The organism is Sulfitobacter sp. KMM 9851, from assembly GCF_057178245.1.
The window spans coordinates 184,141-199,030 of the sequence record NZ_CM169991.1 but is presented as its reverse complement, the minus strand read 5'-3'; the positions used below and the strand labels follow the sequence as shown (position 1 = coordinate 199,030).

14 protein-coding genes are annotated in these 14,890 nt (G+C 59.1%); 7 read left to right on the top strand and 7 right to left on the bottom strand.

The window, feature by feature from the left end; translation table 11 throughout:
- Nucleotides 1-24: 24 nt before the first annotated feature.
- Both AC1965_RS00980 and AC1965_RS00975 read right to left on the bottom strand, forming a co-directional pair.
- On the bottom strand, nt 25-1,500 hold the full coding sequence (locus AC1965_RS00980) for an NAD-dependent succinate-semialdehyde dehydrogenase (RefSeq protein ID WP_483887092.1): 1,476 nt from the start codon (nt 1,498-1,500) through the stop codon (nt 25-27).
- A gap of 141 nt (nt 1,501-1,641) precedes the next feature.
- Nucleotides 1,642-2,139 (bottom strand): Lrp/AsnC family transcriptional regulator, encoded by a 498-nt coding sequence (locus AC1965_RS00975; protein WP_483885445.1) that lies wholly within the window; start codon nt 2,137-2,139, stop codon nt 1,642-1,644.
- A gap of 64 nt (nt 2,140-2,203) precedes the next feature.
- Between AC1965_RS00975 and ehuR the strand changes: the two genes are divergently transcribed.
- From ehuR to doeB, 7 genes are all read left to right on the top strand, one after another.
- Entirely contained in the window at nt 2,204-3,580 is a 1,377-nt protein-coding gene (ehuR, locus tag AC1965_RS00970) for a MocR-like ectoine utilization transcription factor EhuR (RefSeq protein WP_483885444.1), read from the top strand.
- A gap of 138 nt (nt 3,581-3,718) precedes the next feature.
- Nucleotides 3,719-4,729 (top strand): TRAP transporter substrate-binding protein DctP, encoded by a 1,011-nt coding sequence (dctP, locus tag AC1965_RS00965; RefSeq protein WP_483885443.1) that lies wholly within the window; start codon nt 3,719-3,721, stop codon nt 4,727-4,729.
- Nucleotides 4,730-4,802: 73 nt separating this feature from the next.
- A complete protein-coding gene (locus tag AC1965_RS00960; RefSeq protein WP_483887091.1) occupies nt 4,803-5,441 on the top strand; it encodes a TRAP transporter small permease in 639 nt (212 codons plus the stop codon).
- Nucleotides 5,442-5,444: 3 nt separating this feature from the next.
- Complete coding sequence (locus AC1965_RS00955) at nt 5,445-6,731, top strand: TRAP transporter large permease (protein ID WP_483887090.1); 1,287 nt, start codon at nt 5,445-5,447, stop codon at nt 6,729-6,731.
- Between the two features lie 181 nt (nt 6,732-6,912).
- On the top strand, nt 6,913-7,710 hold the full coding sequence (locus AC1965_RS00950; protein WP_483885442.1) for an aspartate racemase/maleate isomerase family protein: 798 nt from the start codon (nt 6,913-6,915) through the stop codon (nt 7,708-7,710).
- A 29-nt stretch (nt 7,711-7,739) separates the two neighbouring features.
- Nucleotides 7,740-8,921 (top strand): ectoine hydrolase DoeA, encoded by a 1,182-nt coding sequence (gene doeA / locus AC1965_RS00945; protein WP_483885441.1) that lies wholly within the window; start codon nt 7,740-7,742, stop codon nt 8,919-8,921.
- Entirely contained in the window at nt 8,918-9,907 is a 990-nt protein-coding gene (gene doeB, locus AC1965_RS00940) for a N(2)-acetyl-L-2,4-diaminobutanoate deacetylase DoeB (protein ID WP_483885440.1), read from the top strand. The genes doeA and doeB overlap by 4 nt, the downstream gene beginning before the upstream one ends.
- Nucleotides 9,908-9,910: 3 nt before the next feature.
- Here doeB and AC1965_RS00935 read toward each other — a convergent pair whose 3' ends face one another.
- Genes AC1965_RS00935 through AC1965_RS00915 form a run of 5 tightly spaced genes read right to left on the bottom strand, consistent with a single transcriptional unit; the run spans nt 9,911 to nt 14,863 of the window.
- A complete protein-coding gene (locus AC1965_RS00935; RefSeq protein ID WP_483885439.1) occupies nt 9,911-10,870 on the bottom strand; it encodes an ABC transporter ATP-binding protein in 960 nt (319 codons plus the stop codon).
- Complete coding sequence (locus tag AC1965_RS00930; protein ID WP_483885438.1) at nt 10,867-11,844, bottom strand: ABC transporter ATP-binding protein; 978 nt, start codon at nt 11,842-11,844, stop codon at nt 10,867-10,869. Before AC1965_RS00930 ends, AC1965_RS00935 begins: the two co-directional genes overlap by 4 nt.
- A gap of 3 nt (nt 11,845-11,847) precedes the next feature.
- Complete coding sequence (locus tag AC1965_RS00925) at nt 11,848-12,753, bottom strand: ABC transporter permease subunit (RefSeq protein WP_483885437.1); 906 nt, start codon at nt 12,751-12,753, stop codon at nt 11,848-11,850.
- A complete protein-coding gene (locus AC1965_RS00920; RefSeq protein ID WP_483885436.1) occupies nt 12,753-13,760 on the bottom strand; it encodes an ABC transporter permease subunit in 1,008 nt (335 codons plus the stop codon). Before AC1965_RS00920 ends, AC1965_RS00925 begins: the two co-directional genes overlap by 1 nt.
- On the bottom strand, nt 13,754-14,863 hold the full coding sequence (locus tag AC1965_RS00915; RefSeq protein ID WP_483885435.1) for a M24 family metallopeptidase: 1,110 nt from the start codon (nt 14,861-14,863) through the stop codon (nt 13,754-13,756). Before AC1965_RS00915 ends, AC1965_RS00920 begins: the two co-directional genes overlap by 7 nt.
- Nucleotides 14,864-14,890 lie beyond the last annotated feature (27 nt).

The following is a 14,890-nucleotide window of genomic DNA, read 5'->3' as shown; positions in this document are numbered from 1 at the left end:
GTCTGCACCCCGGCTGTTCTCGTCTTAGGCCCAGTCACGGCAAACATATTTCACCTCTGTAAAGGCTTCGAGGCCAAGGCGCGATCCCTCGCGGCCAATGCCCGATTGCTTCATCCCGCCAAAGGGGATCGGCGCGCCGGTCACCTTGGTACGGTTCACCGCGACCATGCCGAAACTCAGCGCCCGGCAGGCGCGGTAAATTCGGCGGGGGTCCTGACTGTGCAAATAGGCCACCAGCCCGTATTCGGTGTCATTGGCCCGCGCGATCACCTCTTCCTCGCTGTCAAAGGCGGCGATGGCGGCCACGGGGCCGAATGTCTCTTCGTACATAATCTTGGCATCCGGGGGCACATCGACCAGCACGGTCGGCTCGTAAAACAACGGCCCCGCTGCGTGGCGTTTGCCGCCACACAACAGCCGCGCGCCACGATCAAGCGCATCTTTGACATGCTCTTCCTGCTTGGCCACCGCTTTTTCATTTATCAGCGGGCCGATATCAGGGTCGGTGTTGCCCGGCCCAACCGTCAGCGATTGGGTCGCTTCTGCAAAGTGGGCGCAAAATGCATCATAGCTATCTCGCTCGACGAAAAAGCGGTTAGCGCCCAGACAGTCCTGCCCCGATGTGGCAAATTTTGCCTTTATTGCTTCGGTCACTGCGCTTCCCATATCAGCATCATCAAAGACGATGAACGGCGCGTGTCCGCCAAGCTCGAGTACCAGCCGTTTGATCGTTTCTGCCGCCTGCCCATAAAGCAGTCGCCCAACGTCGGTAGAGCCGGTGAATGACACAGCACGCACGCGCGTATCTGCCATCCAAGCGCCGACAATCTCTGGCGCGTGGCCGGTGACGACATTGAACACACCGGCAGGCAACCCTGCTTTTTCACCCAGTTCGGCCAACGCCAAGGCAGAAAAAGGCGTTTCCGCCGCGGGATGCGCCACAACGGTGCAGCCCGCCGCCAGCGCCGCACCGGCCTTGCGCGTCAACATCGCCGAAGGGAAGTTCCACGGCGTAATGAGGCCTGCCACACCAACGGGTTCTCGCCAAATCTCAACTTCCGCATCTGGCAAATGCGACGTGACACCCTCGATATTCGGGCGGCGCGCCTCTTCGGCGTAAAACTCCAGAAAGGACGCCGCATACTCAATCTCGCCGCGCGATTCAGAGATGGGTTTGCCCTGTTCAGCAGTCATAATGCGCGCCAAATCCTCGCTATTTTCCAGCATCAGATCGCGCCAGCGACGCAGGATGACGCCCCTTTCCTGCGGCAACAGCCCGGCCCAGCCCGCAAAGGCCGCGTGGGCGGCGTCTACCGCCTTGCGGCTGTCATTGCCCGTCAACCGCGCAACAGAACCGAGCACGTTGTCACTCGCAGGGTCGGTTACCTTGATCAGATCATTACTTTCCCCGGCCACCCAGGCACCGCCCACATAGGCAAAGTGGCGGGCCAACTCGGCACGGTCCAAGGCGGGCAGGCCGTCGGCAGGGGTTGGGGTCATCTTGGTCATGGGGCAGCCTCCGAAACATGGGGGAATAACTGCCGATAGGCTAAATGCGAATGCGACTGGGGTTTGAGCGAATTGCCCGAAAATTTCCGCACCTTCTGCGGAGTTACCCGCCAAACACCGCAGAATCTTCGGTCACGGTCGCTCTGTCGTCCCGGAAAGCAAAACGTCAAATGGCGGCGGCGCCGATTTCACGGATTTCGTCACGATATAGGTGAAATACCGCGCCACGCCCGCCTGCTGTTCCAGCAGCGCGTCCATCAGGCGTTGATAGCTGTCGATGTCGCAGCTGATCACCTGCATCAGGTAATCGAACCCGCCCCCAAGCGCCCAGCAGTTCACGATTTCGTCGTGCTGGGCGATCACGGATTCGAACCGCTGAAACGCCTCGGCGCGGTGACTGCCCAGTTCGACCTGCACGAAAACCGTCACATGCGACGCAAGGTGGCGCAGCGCCACGTCGGCACGATAACCTGAAATGATCCCGGCAGATTCCAGTCGGGCCAACCGATCGCCACAAGCAGTGGCGCTCAGATTGACCTGGGCAGCAAGCGCGGCCTTGGCAATCCGTCCCTCTCGGGACAGGATCGACAACAAGGCGACATCGCGCTTATCCAACTTTAGAAATCCCATATCGCAGTCATGGGTACGGCACGTCGGCTTGTCAATTGTGATGATTGCGATGATCATTACAGTCATGACAAATTGGCGCCCCGACCCCACCGCCCTGAAACGTCCGGCTTACCGTTCTTTGACCCAGGCGGTTGAGGCGGCGATACAGAACGGCACTCTGAAACCTGGTGACCGAATGCCCACCCAACGGCAGTTGGCCTTTGACCTGTCGCTCAGCGTGCAAACCGTCAGCCGGGCCTACGACAAACTGATCGAGGGCGGCAAGATTATCGGCGAAGTGGGGCGCGGCACATTTGTGCGTGCCGCCACGGACAACATTTCAATGCCCTTTGTCAGCACGAAGATATCCGGGCAATTGCTGGATATGTCGATCCTGAAACCGGTCACCGATCACGCCCACGAAGAGGCGATGCAAAAGGTGCTGCGCAGCCTGGCCCGGTCAATACCTGCCACCGTCATGGACAGTTTCAGACAGGATGCGCTGACCGCCGACACGGCAGAGACAACGCACAAATGGCTGTCCCTGTGCGGCCTGAATCCTGACACCAGCATCGTGATCCCAACCAACGGCAGCACCAGCGCGATGAATGTCGCCTTGATGACCGTCGCGCGTCCCGGCGATCTGATCCTAGCCGAATACATCGGGCACCATACCCTGCGCCCGCTTACCCGGTTCCTAGGGCTTCAGTTGCAGGGCGTTACGGTGGACGAGGACGGGATTTGCCCCGAAGCGCTGGAGCGTACGTGCAGGACCGAACCGGTCAAAGCGCTTTGTGTCATGCCAAACGGGGCCAACCCGCTGGGGTTTACCATGTCGGAACGGCGCAGAAGAGATGTCATCGACGTGGCCCGGCAGCATGACGTGATGATCATCGAAAATCAGGCCTGGGGCCCGTTACAAGACGCCCCGCCACCACCACTCGCTGCGCTTGCGCCGCGACAGGTGCTGTACTTTACCAGTTTCACCAAATGCCTGCTGCCCGGCCTGCGCGCAGGCTATCTGGTGGTGCCAGACCACTTGGGATCGGCGGCAGCAAACCGGCATCTGATGACCAACTGGATGGCGACAAGCCTGATGACAGAAATCGCCGCGCGCTGGATTGACGATGGCACAGCCGAGGCCCTGCTTCTTCGTCAGCGGCTGGCCCTGCGTGACCGCGCGGACTACGCCGCCACAGTTCTGCGCGATTTGCCATATCGTACAAGCCCGAATGGGCTGCACCTTTGGGTCTGCTGCCGCGACGCTCAGGAGGAAAGCCAGCTGGTGCAATCCTTGCGCAGCGCGCGGGTGGCGGTTGCGCCCGGCACCAGCTTTGCCATCGGCCCGCATGACCGCCACGCCGGGATTCGTGTTGCCCTTGGCGGGCTGCCTTTTCCCGATTTTGCCCGCGGGATTCGCACCATTGACCGGATCGCCCGCGATATCTGGAGTGGAAGGTGACGTGCCGAGCGGCGCAAATTGTCATGGTTCAATAATCGCATTGACATGATTACCTTCCCTTTCAATGATCGCCCGATCAAGACAATCGCTGCGCCGCTGCCGTTCGGTTGTGCGTTCCAAAGAATGAAAGGGAGTTTCATGCGAACCTTCAAAACCATCCTTACCGGCGGAGTCCTAGCTGCTGCGTCCACCTTGGCCGGTGCCGCCACTGCCGAAACCTGGCGCTATGCCTTCGAAGAGTCCCTGGACGAGGTGCAGGGCAAGTATGCGCAGAAATTCAAGCAAGAGATCGAGGCGAATTCCGACCACGACGTGCAGTTGTTCCCCTATGGAACCTTGGGCGAATCCGTCGACACGATGGAGCAGGCCCAGGCCGGTATTCTGCAATTCGTCGACCAGTCACCCGGCTTTACCGGCGCGCTGATCCCAGAAGCGCAGGTATTCTTTGTTCCCTATCTGCTGCCACAAGACGACGAAAAATTGTTCGAATTCTTCCGCAGTTCGAAAGCGATTAATGAGATGTTTCCCGCCCTATATGCCGGACAGGGTCTCGAACTTCTCAACATGTTCCCCGAGGGTGACGTTTGCATGACCACACAGGAACCGGTCAAAACCCCCCAAGACCTGAACGAGGTCAAATTCCGCGTGATGACCAACCCTCTGCTGGTTGAAAGCTACAAAGCCTTTGGCGCAACACCCACCCCCCTGCCTTGGGGTGAGGTTTATGGGGCGATGCAGACGGGCATCATTCAAGGTCAGGAAAACCCCGGTTTCTATCTGGAATCCACCAAGATGTATGAGGTGACCGAGGTCATCACCTGTATTGGTCACAACAATTTCACCTCTGCCGTGATGGCCAACAAGGATTTCTTTGATGGTCTGTCTAATGACGATCAGAAACTGGTTCGCGACGCGTCTAATGCCGCGTTCGAGTATATCCTCGATTATCAGTCAGGCCTTCAGGAGGCATCGTTGAAAAACATCGCCGAAGCCAAGCCGGAAATGCAGATCAACATCCTGTCCGAGGAAGAGCGCCAGCCGTTCAAAGACAAGGCCGCCCAAGTCGAAGCCGCTTTCATCGAGATGACCGGCGACAGCGGAAAAAAACTTCTAAAACAGTTCAAAGCTGATCTTGAAGCGGTGAAATAGCCTCCTTCCCCCCCGGCACCTATCGCTCGGGGGGGCCATTCCACCTAATGTGCATTGCTACATCAGTTACGGGATCACGCCGGTGACGGACGATAAACACAACTCGCGACTGCAATCGCAGACGGAGACGACCGGCACCGACAACGCGCCCATCGGACCGTACAAGTCCAGCTTACCGGGTCTACTCGGCACGCTCGACACTGCGCTCAGCCGTGTGGAATCCGTAATGTTGGCGATCGGGGTGTTACTGATGGTGGCCAACACCAGCGCGAATGTCGTCGGACGGTTCGTGTTTCAAAGGTCAATCTTCTTTTCCGAAGAGCTGAACAGCATCCTGATCATTCTGATCACATTTGCCGGTATTTCCTATGCCGCGCGGCACGGGCGTCACATTCGTATGTCCGCGTTTTTCGATGCTGTTCCCCCGCGCCCGCGCAAGGCGCTGATGATTATCATCGCCCTTACCACCGCCGTCGTTATGTTCGGGCTGGCCTGGTATGCGCTGCAATACATTCAGACCCAGGCCGGGCGCGGTCGGTTGCTGCCTGCGCTGCAGGTGCCGGTGTGGTGGACGCTGGTCTGGGTACCCGTGGGTTTCTTCATGACGGGCCTGCAATACCTGCTGACCGGCATCAAGAACATGATCGAACCGGACATCTACCTGTCGACCAACGTGTTGGAAGGTTATGACGAAACCCAGCGGGAGGTCTGAGCGATCGCCACTACCATCTTTTCCATTATGATCGTTCTTTTGCTGCTGGGTTTTCCCATGATGATCCCGCTCATCGTCGGGGCGTTCGTCGGGTTCTACACGCTGTTTGGTGGCTTTGGGCAGCTTGAAACCATGATCCAGCAGATGATGGCCGGCGTCCGGCCCGCATCCCTGATCGCAGTGCCGATGTTCATTTTCGCGGCCGATATCATGACGCGAGGGCAGTCAGCAGGGCGGTTGATTGATATGGTCATGGCTTTTGTCGGCCATATGAAAGGCGGGCTGGCCATCACCACCGCTGCCGCCTGCACGATGTTCGGCGCGGTATCCGGATCGACACAGGCCACCGTCGTGGCCGTCGGCTCGCCGCTGCGGCCTCGTATGCTCAAGGCCGGGTATAAGGACAGCTTCGTGCTGGCTCTGATCGTCAATTCCTCCGACATCGCCTTTCTGATCCCGCCATCGATCGGGATGATCATCTATGGCGTCGTATCAAACACCTCGATCGCCGAACTGTTCATCGCGGGCATCGGCCCGGGGCTGCTGATACTCGTTATGTTTTCGATCTATTCAGTGATCTACGCTTATCGCCATGACGTGCCGACCGAGGACAAGGCGACCTGGGGCGAACGCACCCTAGCAGTGCAAAAGGCGCTCTGGCCGCTCGGCTTTCCGGCCATCATCATTGGCGGTATCTATGGCGGCGTTTTTTCCCCGACCGAAGCGGCGGCGGCCTGCGTGCTTTACGCCATCTTCCTCGAAATGGTGGTGTTTCGCGAAATTGACATGGCGGGCATCTATGCCACTGCGAAATCCACCGGGTTGATCACCGCTGTGGTGTTTATCCTCGTCGCCGCTGGGGCCGCGTTTTCATGGGTTATATCCTTTGCCCAGATCCCGCAGGCGCTGCTGTCGGGTATCGGAATTGACACCATGGGGCCAATTGGCGTGCTGTTTGTCATCTCAATTGCATTTTTCATCGGCTGCATGTTCGTGGACCCCATTGTCGTAATCCTCGTTTTGGTGCCGATCTTTGCCCCGGTGGTAAAATCCGTGGGCCTTGACCCAGTGCTGGTTGGCACGGTGATCACGTTGCAGGTCGCCATCGGCTCTGCCACGCCTCCCTTCGGTTGTGATATATTCACTGCCATCGCCGTGTTTAAACGCCCCTACATGGAGGTGATCCGTGGCACGCCGCCGTTCATATTGATGCTGCTCAGCCTGTCTGTGACGCTGATTTTTTGTCCGCAGATTGCGCTGTTCCTACGTGATCTTGCCTTTGCCAAATAATCTAGGCCCGGATCGTCCCCATGTTCACCCATGTGCTTGCCCCCCTACGACAGATCAAAGAACGCCGACCGCGCGCTGGGTGCCACCGGGGACTGATTCCTGCTAGGATCGGTCTCACATCAAATCACGGGGCTGACGCGATGCCCGCATTTTCGTCGTCTAACAGGAAGGAACTGCGCCAATGACCCAGGCCGCTCTTAGCGAAACGCTTGACTGTCGTTTAAGCGCTCCAAGTGACGGGCCAACGCGGTTGGGCGCGATATTGTTATCGACCGATCTGACATTAGAACGGGATGCCGCGCGACTGATCGACAAGGAACAAGCATCACTGCACGTGGCACGTATCGCCTTTGAAAACCCGATAACGCAGGTTCGCTTGCGTGCCATAGTCCCCGATCTGGCGCGCACCGCCGGGTTGCTCGTGCCGGGTGTACAGCTTTCTGCGGTGGCATTCTGCTGCACGTCGGCTGCCGTGGCCATTGGCAACCCCACGGTACGACGTGCCATCGCCGACGGCCTGCCCGGCGTGCCGGTTATCACACCCGCCTCTGCCGCCATCGCAGGCTTTGCCGCGCTGGGGTTGCACCGTGTTGCAATGATCACTCCCTATCTGGCTGACACTGCCGCACCGCTGGCCAGCTATTTTGAGGAGAAAGGCCTAAACGTCATTCGCAACGGCGCTTTCGGGCTTGAAGATGACCGCGATATGGCACGCGTTGACGCAGACAGCATGATCAACGCCGCTATCGCATTAGACACGCCGCAGGTCGACGCGTTCTTCTTGTCCTGCACGGCGATGCGTGGCGTCGATGTGATAGACAGGATCGAGGCGCAATTGGGCAAACCCGTCGTGACATCAAATCAGGCCTTGTGCTGGGCGCTTGCCCGTATGGGCGGCGTGACCGGAAGGCCGAGCGGGTATGGCCGCCTGTTCGATTGCGAGATGCCCGAAGACCACGCCAGAGGCATTCTTGATTAGGGCATTCAGATAGGGAACGGGGCAGGCAAATGACTACCTATGAGGCGAATTTTACCAACAGCGAATACCAGCGCCGCATCGACAAAACCCGCAAGGTCATGGCTGACCGCGGCATGGACGCTGTCGTCGTCAGCGACCCGTCCAACATGTCTTGGCTATCGGGCTATGATGGCTGGTCCTTTTATGTCTTTCAGACTGTCATCCTGACACAGGAAGGTGAACCGACATGGTGGGGCCGGGGCATGGATGCCCTAGGTGCCCGGCGCACCGTGTTCATGGAAGACGACCGCATCCGTGGATATGATGACACCTATGTGCAAAACCCCGAAAAACACCCGATGGAGGATCTGTCGGGCCTGCTAGGTGAACTAGGGCTTGAAAAAGCACGCATCGGCGTCGAGATGGACAACTACTACTACTCCGCTGCCGCCCATGCCACGCTGCTGCGCAAACTGCCCGATGCCACGTTCTTGGATGCCACCGCCTTGGTTAACTGGCAGCGGGCCGTCAAATCCGAACGCGAAATCGAATATATGGAACGCGCCGCGCGCATCGTCGAGGAAATGCACCTGCGCATTCTCGAAGTGGCGGTGCCCGGTATGCGCAAGAACGATCTCGTGGCCGAGATTTACGCCACCGGCATCCGTGGCGCGCACGGGTTCTGGGGCGACTACCCCGCCATCGTACCGATGGCCCCGTCCGGCATGGATGCAACTGCGCCGCACCTGACATGGGATGACCGCCCGATGCAGCCCAACGAAGCGACATTTTTCGAAATTGCGGGTGCGCATCGACGTTATCAATGCCCGCAGTCCCGCACACTGTTCTTTGGCGACGTCCCGCAAAAATACCGCGATGCCGAACAGGCGGTGCTGGATGCAATGGACGCCGGGCTTGAACAGGCCAAGCCCGGCAACCGTGCCGAAGACATTGCAAACGCCTTTAACAAGACACTCAACAAGGCCGGCTTTGAAAAAGACAGCCGCTGCGGGTATGCTATCGGCATCAGCTATCCCCCCGATTGGGGCGAACGCACGATCTCGTTCCGACGGGGCGACAGCACGATCCTTGAACCTGGCATGACGTTCCACTTCATGCCGGCACTTTGGCTTGATGATGGCGGGCTTGAGATCACCGAGCCGATCCGCATCACTGAAGACGGCTATGAGTGTTTCTGCACCACCCCCAGAAAGTTGTTTGTCTCAGCATGACCCAGAACCCAATCACCCCAACCATCCCACTGGACGCCAAAGGTGCGCATCACGGCTTCCTGCGCCTGCCTTACAGCCGCGATGACAGCGCGTGGGGGTCGGTCATGGTACCCATCAGCGTGATTGCAGGCGGCGAGGGGCCGACGGCCCTGCTGACCGGGGGAAACCACGGTGACGAATACGAAGGCCCGATTGTGTTGCAGGAGCTGGCCGCCACGCTGGACCCGGCGCAACTGACCGGGCGGGTGATCATCCTGCCGATGATGAACCAACCCGCCTTTGCCGCTGGACGGCGCTGTTCACCGATCGACGGTGGCAATATGAACCGCAGCTTTCCGGGCCGCCCAGATGGTACCGTGACGCAAAAGATCGCGCATTTCATTGCCACGGAACTGGTACCGCTGGCCGATATCGTGCTGGATTACCACTCGGGCGGGCGCACGCTCGATTTCCTGCCTTTCGCCGCCGCACATATCCTGCCGGACAAAAAGCTCGAAGCGGCTTGTATGGCTGCGATGGACGCATTTAACGCGCCATATTCGATGAAAATGCTTGAGATCGACAGTGTCGGCATGTTCGACACCGAAGTAGAGGAACAGGGCAAGGTGCTGGTCACCACCGAACTGGGGGGTGCAGGCACGTCGACCGCCGCCAGTGTCGCCGTTGCCCGCAAAGGCGCACGGAACCTGTTGATTCATGCTGGGATACTGCAAGGGGAACCCGAGCGAGCGCCCAGCGTCACGCTCGACATGCCTGACGGGCGTTGCTTCACCTTCAGTGAGGAAAGCGCCCTGTTGGAGCCGCTGGTCGATCTTGGCGATGAGGTTACACAGGGCCAGCCCATCGCGCGGCTGTGGCCCACTGACCGCAGCGGTCAAGCTGCGACTACCGCCCATGCAAACCTTAGCGGCATCTTGACCGCCCGGCATGTGCCGGGGCTGGTCAAGATGGGCGATTGCATTGGCGTGGTCGCGCAGAAGGTTTAAGGCTCAGACGTTATCGGGGAAATAGCAGGCGGCGCCATGCGGCGTGCCTTCCAGCCGGGGCCGTTCACCCCGGCAGACGTCCTGCACCTTCCAGCAGCGCGGCGCAAACGGGCAGCCATCCGGGATCGCCAGCGGTGACGGCAATTCGCCCACCAGCTTGATCCGTTCCTTGCCGCCTTCGGGATCGGCGCGCGGTGTCGCAGACAGCAACGCCTGCGTGTAAGGATGACGAGGGCTGTTGAACACCTCGTCCTTGGGTCCCTTTTCCACCGCTCGGCCCAGATACATCACGATCACATCATCGGCCACATGGCGCACCACGCTTAGGTCGTGGCTGATGAACAGATAAGCAAGCTGGAGCCGTTCTTGGAGATCAACCAGCAGGTTCAAAATGGCCGACTGGATCGACAAATCAAGCGCGGAAACCGGTTCGTCAAGCACCAGGACCTTTGGGTCTAGCATCAGCGCACGGGCCACCGCGATCCGCTGGCGCTGCCCGCCGGAAAACATATGCGGATAGCGGTCGTAATGTTCAGGCCGCAGCCCGACAAGGCGCAGCATCTCGCGGGCTTTTTCCTCGCGGTCCTTGCGTGACATATCCTTGCGGTTGATCACAAGCGGCTCTTGCAGGATCGTCCCGATCTGCTGGCGCGGGTTCAACGATCCGTAAGGGTCCTGAAAAACGATCTGCACATGCTGGCGCAGGTCGGCCCAGTCATCAGGCGTGACGGCCTTGCCGTCCAGCGTCAGCGACCCGGCGGTGGGCTCTTCGATCATCGTGACCATGCGCGCCAACGTGGACTTGCCACAGCCGCTTTCGCCCACGACAGCCAGCGTCTTGCCGGGATATAACGCGAAATTCAGCCCGGCAACGGCCTTGAGTGTTTGCGGTTTACGCAGCAGGCCAACGCCAACCTGATAGTGACGCTCTAGCGCCTCGGCAGACATTACAGGGGCGGTCATGATGCGACCCTTTCATCGGTATTAAGCGGATAGAAACAGCGCGCATGGCCCAGATCCTCGCTCAGCGGCGGAGGATTTTCAGACTTGCACTTGGCGTTGGCGAACTTGCAGCGCGGCGAAAACAGGCACCCCGCAGGCCGGTCGAACTGGCCCGGCACCACGCCAGGAATTGTCGGCAGTCGTTTTTCCGTTGCCCGCTCTGGCAGTGCGTCCAGCAAGGCCGAAGTGTAGGGGTGATGCGGCGTGCGGAACAAGGGCAGAACCGGTTGTTCTTCGATCTTTTGGCCCGCGTATTGCACGCTGACGCGTTCGGCGGTTTCGGCGACCACACCCATATCATGAGTGATCAGCACGAGCCCCATGCCGGTTTCGTCCCGCAGGGACGCCAGCAGGTCAAGAATCTGCGCTTGAATGGTCACATCCAGTGCCGTCGTTGGTTCATCCGCGATGAGCAACTTGGGTTTGCACGCAATCGCCATGGCGATCATGACCCGCTGGTTCATCCCGCCCGACATTTGGTGCGGATAGACCGACAGCCGCTTTTCGGGGTCCGGGATGCCGACCTGCTCGAACAGCTCGATCGCGCGTTTATGGCGGTCTGCCCGGTTCATCTTCAGGTGGAACCGCAGCGATTCCTTGATCTGCCAGCCAACCGTGAAACAAGGGTTCAGCGACGACATCGGTTCTTGGAAAATCATCGCCAGATCGTTGCCAACGATCCGCCGCCGCGCGCGGCTGGACATGTTCAGCAGATCATGCCCGTCAAAGCTGAGCTCGTCGGCGGTCACCGTCGCGGTCCAGGGCAGCAATCCCATCAGCGCCAACATCGACACCGATTTTCCCGACCCACTTTCGCCGACGATGGCAAGAATTTCACCCGTGTCGACATCCTGGTCGACCCTGTCCACCGCGCGAAACTTGCCCGTTGCAGTGGCAAAATCGACAGAAAGATTGCGAATACGTAGCAAAGACATAAATCAGCTCCGCTTCAGTTTGGGGTCAAGGGCGTCGCGCAGCCCGTCGCCCATAAGGTTGATGGCCAGAACCGTCACAAGAATGGCAAGGCCGGGGAACGTTACGACCCACCAGGCCCGCAGGATAAATTCGCGTGCTTCGGCCAGCATTGTACCCCACTCTGGCGTGGGCGGCTGCGCCCCCATCCCAAGGAAGCCAAGAGCCGCTGCATCCAGAATCGCCGTGGAGAACGACAGTGCCGCTTGCACGATGATCGGGGCCAGACAATTGGGCAGCACGGTGATGAACATCAACCGCAGTGTCCCCGCCCCCACGACCCGCGCCGAGGTTACGTAATCTTTTTGCCGTTCCGACATCACGCTTGCACGCGTCAGGCGCACGTAATGCGGTTGCAACACAATCGCGATGGCGATCATCGCGTTGGTCAGTGATGGGCCGAGGATGGCAACCAGCACGAGCGCCAGCAACAGCGATGGAAAGGCCAGGATGATATCCATCACCCGCATGATGATGCTGTCCAACCACCTTGGCGCAAAGCCGGCGATCAATCCGATGATGATCCCGCCTGAGGCCGCGATGGACACAACGACGATCCCGACAAAAAACGAATACCGGGCGCCAACAATCAGCCGCGACAGCATGTCCCGGCCCAGCGGATCGGTGCCCAGAATATGGGTCCAGCTACCGCCATCTTGCCAAACGGGGGGTTGCAGGGTCGCCGCACGGTACTGTGCAGTGGCATCATGTGGGGCGATCCAGGGGCCAAAGACCGCGAGAAACGCAAAGACGGCAAAGATCCAGAGCCCGATCACCGCACCGCGGTTTTCACGGAAGTAGAACCAGAATTCGCGCAAACGGCCGGGACGATCCACGACCATTTCGGCTTCGGCTGAAGTTGTATCAGTCATCAACGTTTCCTGATCTTGGGGTTGATGATGCCATAGAGCATATCAACGGTAAGGTTCACGATCATCACCATCACGGCAATCAGCAACAGCCCGCCCTGCACGACCGGATAATCGCGGCGGAAGATGCTGTCGACCATCCACTTGCCGATGCCCGGCCAGCTAAAGATCGTTTCGGTTAGAATGGCGCCCGCCAGCAATGTGCCCACCGACAGACCGATCACGGTGATGACCGGGATCAGCGCGTTGCGCAGTGCGTGGATACCATTGATCCGCCCGGCCGACATGCCCTTGGCGCGCGCAGTGCGGATATAATCTTCGCCCAGAACCTCAAGCATGGCAGAGCGGGTCTGCCGCGCAATAACGGCCAAGGGGATGGTGCCCAAGACGATCGTCGGCAGTATCAGATGCCGCACAGCGGACAGGAACGCCCCTTTTTGACCCGACGCGATACTATCATACAGCATGAACCCGGTGGCATTGGGGAAGTAATAAAGCAGGTCAATCCGACCCGACACCGGCGTCCATTGCAGATTCCCCGAGAACACGATGATCAGCAGCAGTGCCCACCAGAAGATCGGCATCGAATAGCCCACCAGAGCGGTCGACATCAGCGCGCGATCAAAGAACTTGCCGCGGTTCACGGCTGCAATCACCCCGGCAGGCAGACCCAGCGCGATGGCAAATATCATGGCGCAGAGTGACAGTTCCAAGGTGGCGGGGAAGAGCGCGAAAAATTCATCCCAGACCGGGCGTTTGGTGACGAATGAATTGCCCAGATCCCCTTGCATCACGCCCAGCAGATAGTCCCAGAACTGCGTGTATATGGGCCGGTCAAAGCCTAACTGCTGCGACAACTCTTGATAGCGTTCGTCAGAGATGCCGCGCTCTCCGGCCATCACGACGATTGGATCACCGGGCAACACCCGGATGAACGCAAAGGATATCAATGTAACGCCGATAAACGTCGGCACGAATGTGGCCAGGCGGCTCAGAATATATTTCAGCACGGGTGCACCATCAGTTCCTTCGGAAATTGGGTTAGGACTTCGCAGCCATCGTCGGTAATCAGCACGTCATCTTCGATGCGCACGCCGAAATTTCCGATCTCATAAAGGCCCGGTTCATTGGTGTACACAGTTCCAGCAGGTAAAATCATGTGGTTGCCCCGCATGATATAAGGAGCCTCGTGCACCTCGCGGCCCAGACCGTGCCCGGTCTTGGTTCGGATGCGGTCCGCATAGGGCGACGCTTCGAGTACCGACGTCACTGTGTCATCAATGTCATGCGCCGTCACGCCAGCGCGGGTCATAGCCAGCCCGGCAAGGTTGGCGCGCAAAACGGTGTCATAGACCGCGCGCCCTTCATCGCTGACATGTGACAGAAAGATCGTGCGCGTAATGTCGGCGGCAAAGCCGTTTTTGCGGGCACCAAAATCAAACAGTAGCGCATCGCCCGCCTTGACCTTGTAATCGCTGCGCGCCTTGGCGTGCGGACGTGCCGATCCATCGCCGGCGGCCACAATCGGGTGAAACGCCAGATCGTCTGCCCCTTCGGCAAAGAGCATCTGTACGAGCTTTTGTTCAATGTCTTTTTCGGACTGGCCCAGTTTGATGCTGTCGATGGTGCGGTGCAGCGCACGTTCAGAAATTTCAATCGCGGCGCGCATCGCGGCCACATCCTGCGGCGTTTTGACCATGCGCGGCGCGGAAATTTCGCGCTCGGCGTCGATGATCTTCAAATCTGGTTGGGCCTGTTTCAGCGCATGATGCACAAAGACCCGCATCACCTGGCCTTCGACCGCGAGTGACGAAATCTTAAGATGCGTCATCAACGCGGCAAAGGCATCCTTGTAGCCTGTCTGATCACGCCAATCAAAAACTGCGCCATCGAACCCGACCAGCTCCCAGCTGCCCAACTCGAGGTTCGGCACCAGTGCCGCAGCGGGAGCATTTGCAGGAATTACCAGCAGAAACGGGCGTTCGTGGCTCATGAAACTGTGCTGCACCGCACGTGTGAAATTCGGGCCAGGCACCAGCGCCACGGCATCCACGCCCAAATCAGTGGCGATAGCCGCATAGTCGGACAGGCGATCGTTCAGAGCGTTTGACAAGGTATCGGTTCCCGTAGGTAATCGCAT

Excerpts from the sequence above, each read along its gene's own strand:
- AC1965_RS00950 (WP_483885442.1), top strand. The coding sequence starts at position 6,913 with ATGACCCAGGCCGCTCTTAGCGAAACGCTTGACTGTCGTTTAAGCGCT.
- doeA (WP_483885441.1), top strand. The coding sequence starts at position 7,740 with ATGACTACCTATGAGGCGAATTTTACCAACAGCGAATACCAGCGCCGC.
- AC1965_RS00930 (WP_483885438.1), bottom strand. The coding sequence starts at position 11,844 with ATGTCTTTGCTACGTATTCGCAATCTTTCTGTCGATTTTGCCACTGCA.
- doeB (WP_483885440.1), top strand. The coding sequence starts at position 8,918 with ATGACCCAGAACCCAATCACCCCAACCATCCCACTGGACGCCAAAGGT.
- ehuR (WP_483885444.1), top strand. The coding sequence starts at position 2,204 with ATGACAAATTGGCGCCCCGACCCCACCGCCCTGAAACGTCCGGCTTAC.
- AC1965_RS00935 (WP_483885439.1), bottom strand. The coding sequence starts at position 10,870 with ATGACCGCCCCTGTAATGTCTGCCGAGGCGCTAGAGCGTCACTATCAG.
- dctP (WP_483885443.1), top strand. The coding sequence starts at position 3,719 with ATGCGAACCTTCAAAACCATCCTTACCGGCGGAGTCCTAGCTGCTGCG.
- AC1965_RS00925 (WP_483885437.1), bottom strand. The coding sequence starts at position 12,753 with ATGACTGATACAACTTCAGCCGAAGCCGAAATGGTCGTGGATCGTCCC.
- AC1965_RS00980 (WP_483887092.1), bottom strand. The coding sequence starts at position 1,500 with ATGACCCCAACCCCTGCCGACGGCCTGCCCGCCTTGGACCGTGCCGAG.
- AC1965_RS00975 (WP_483885445.1), bottom strand. The coding sequence starts at position 2,139 with ATGGGATTTCTAAAGTTGGATAAGCGCGATGTCGCCTTGTTGTCGATC.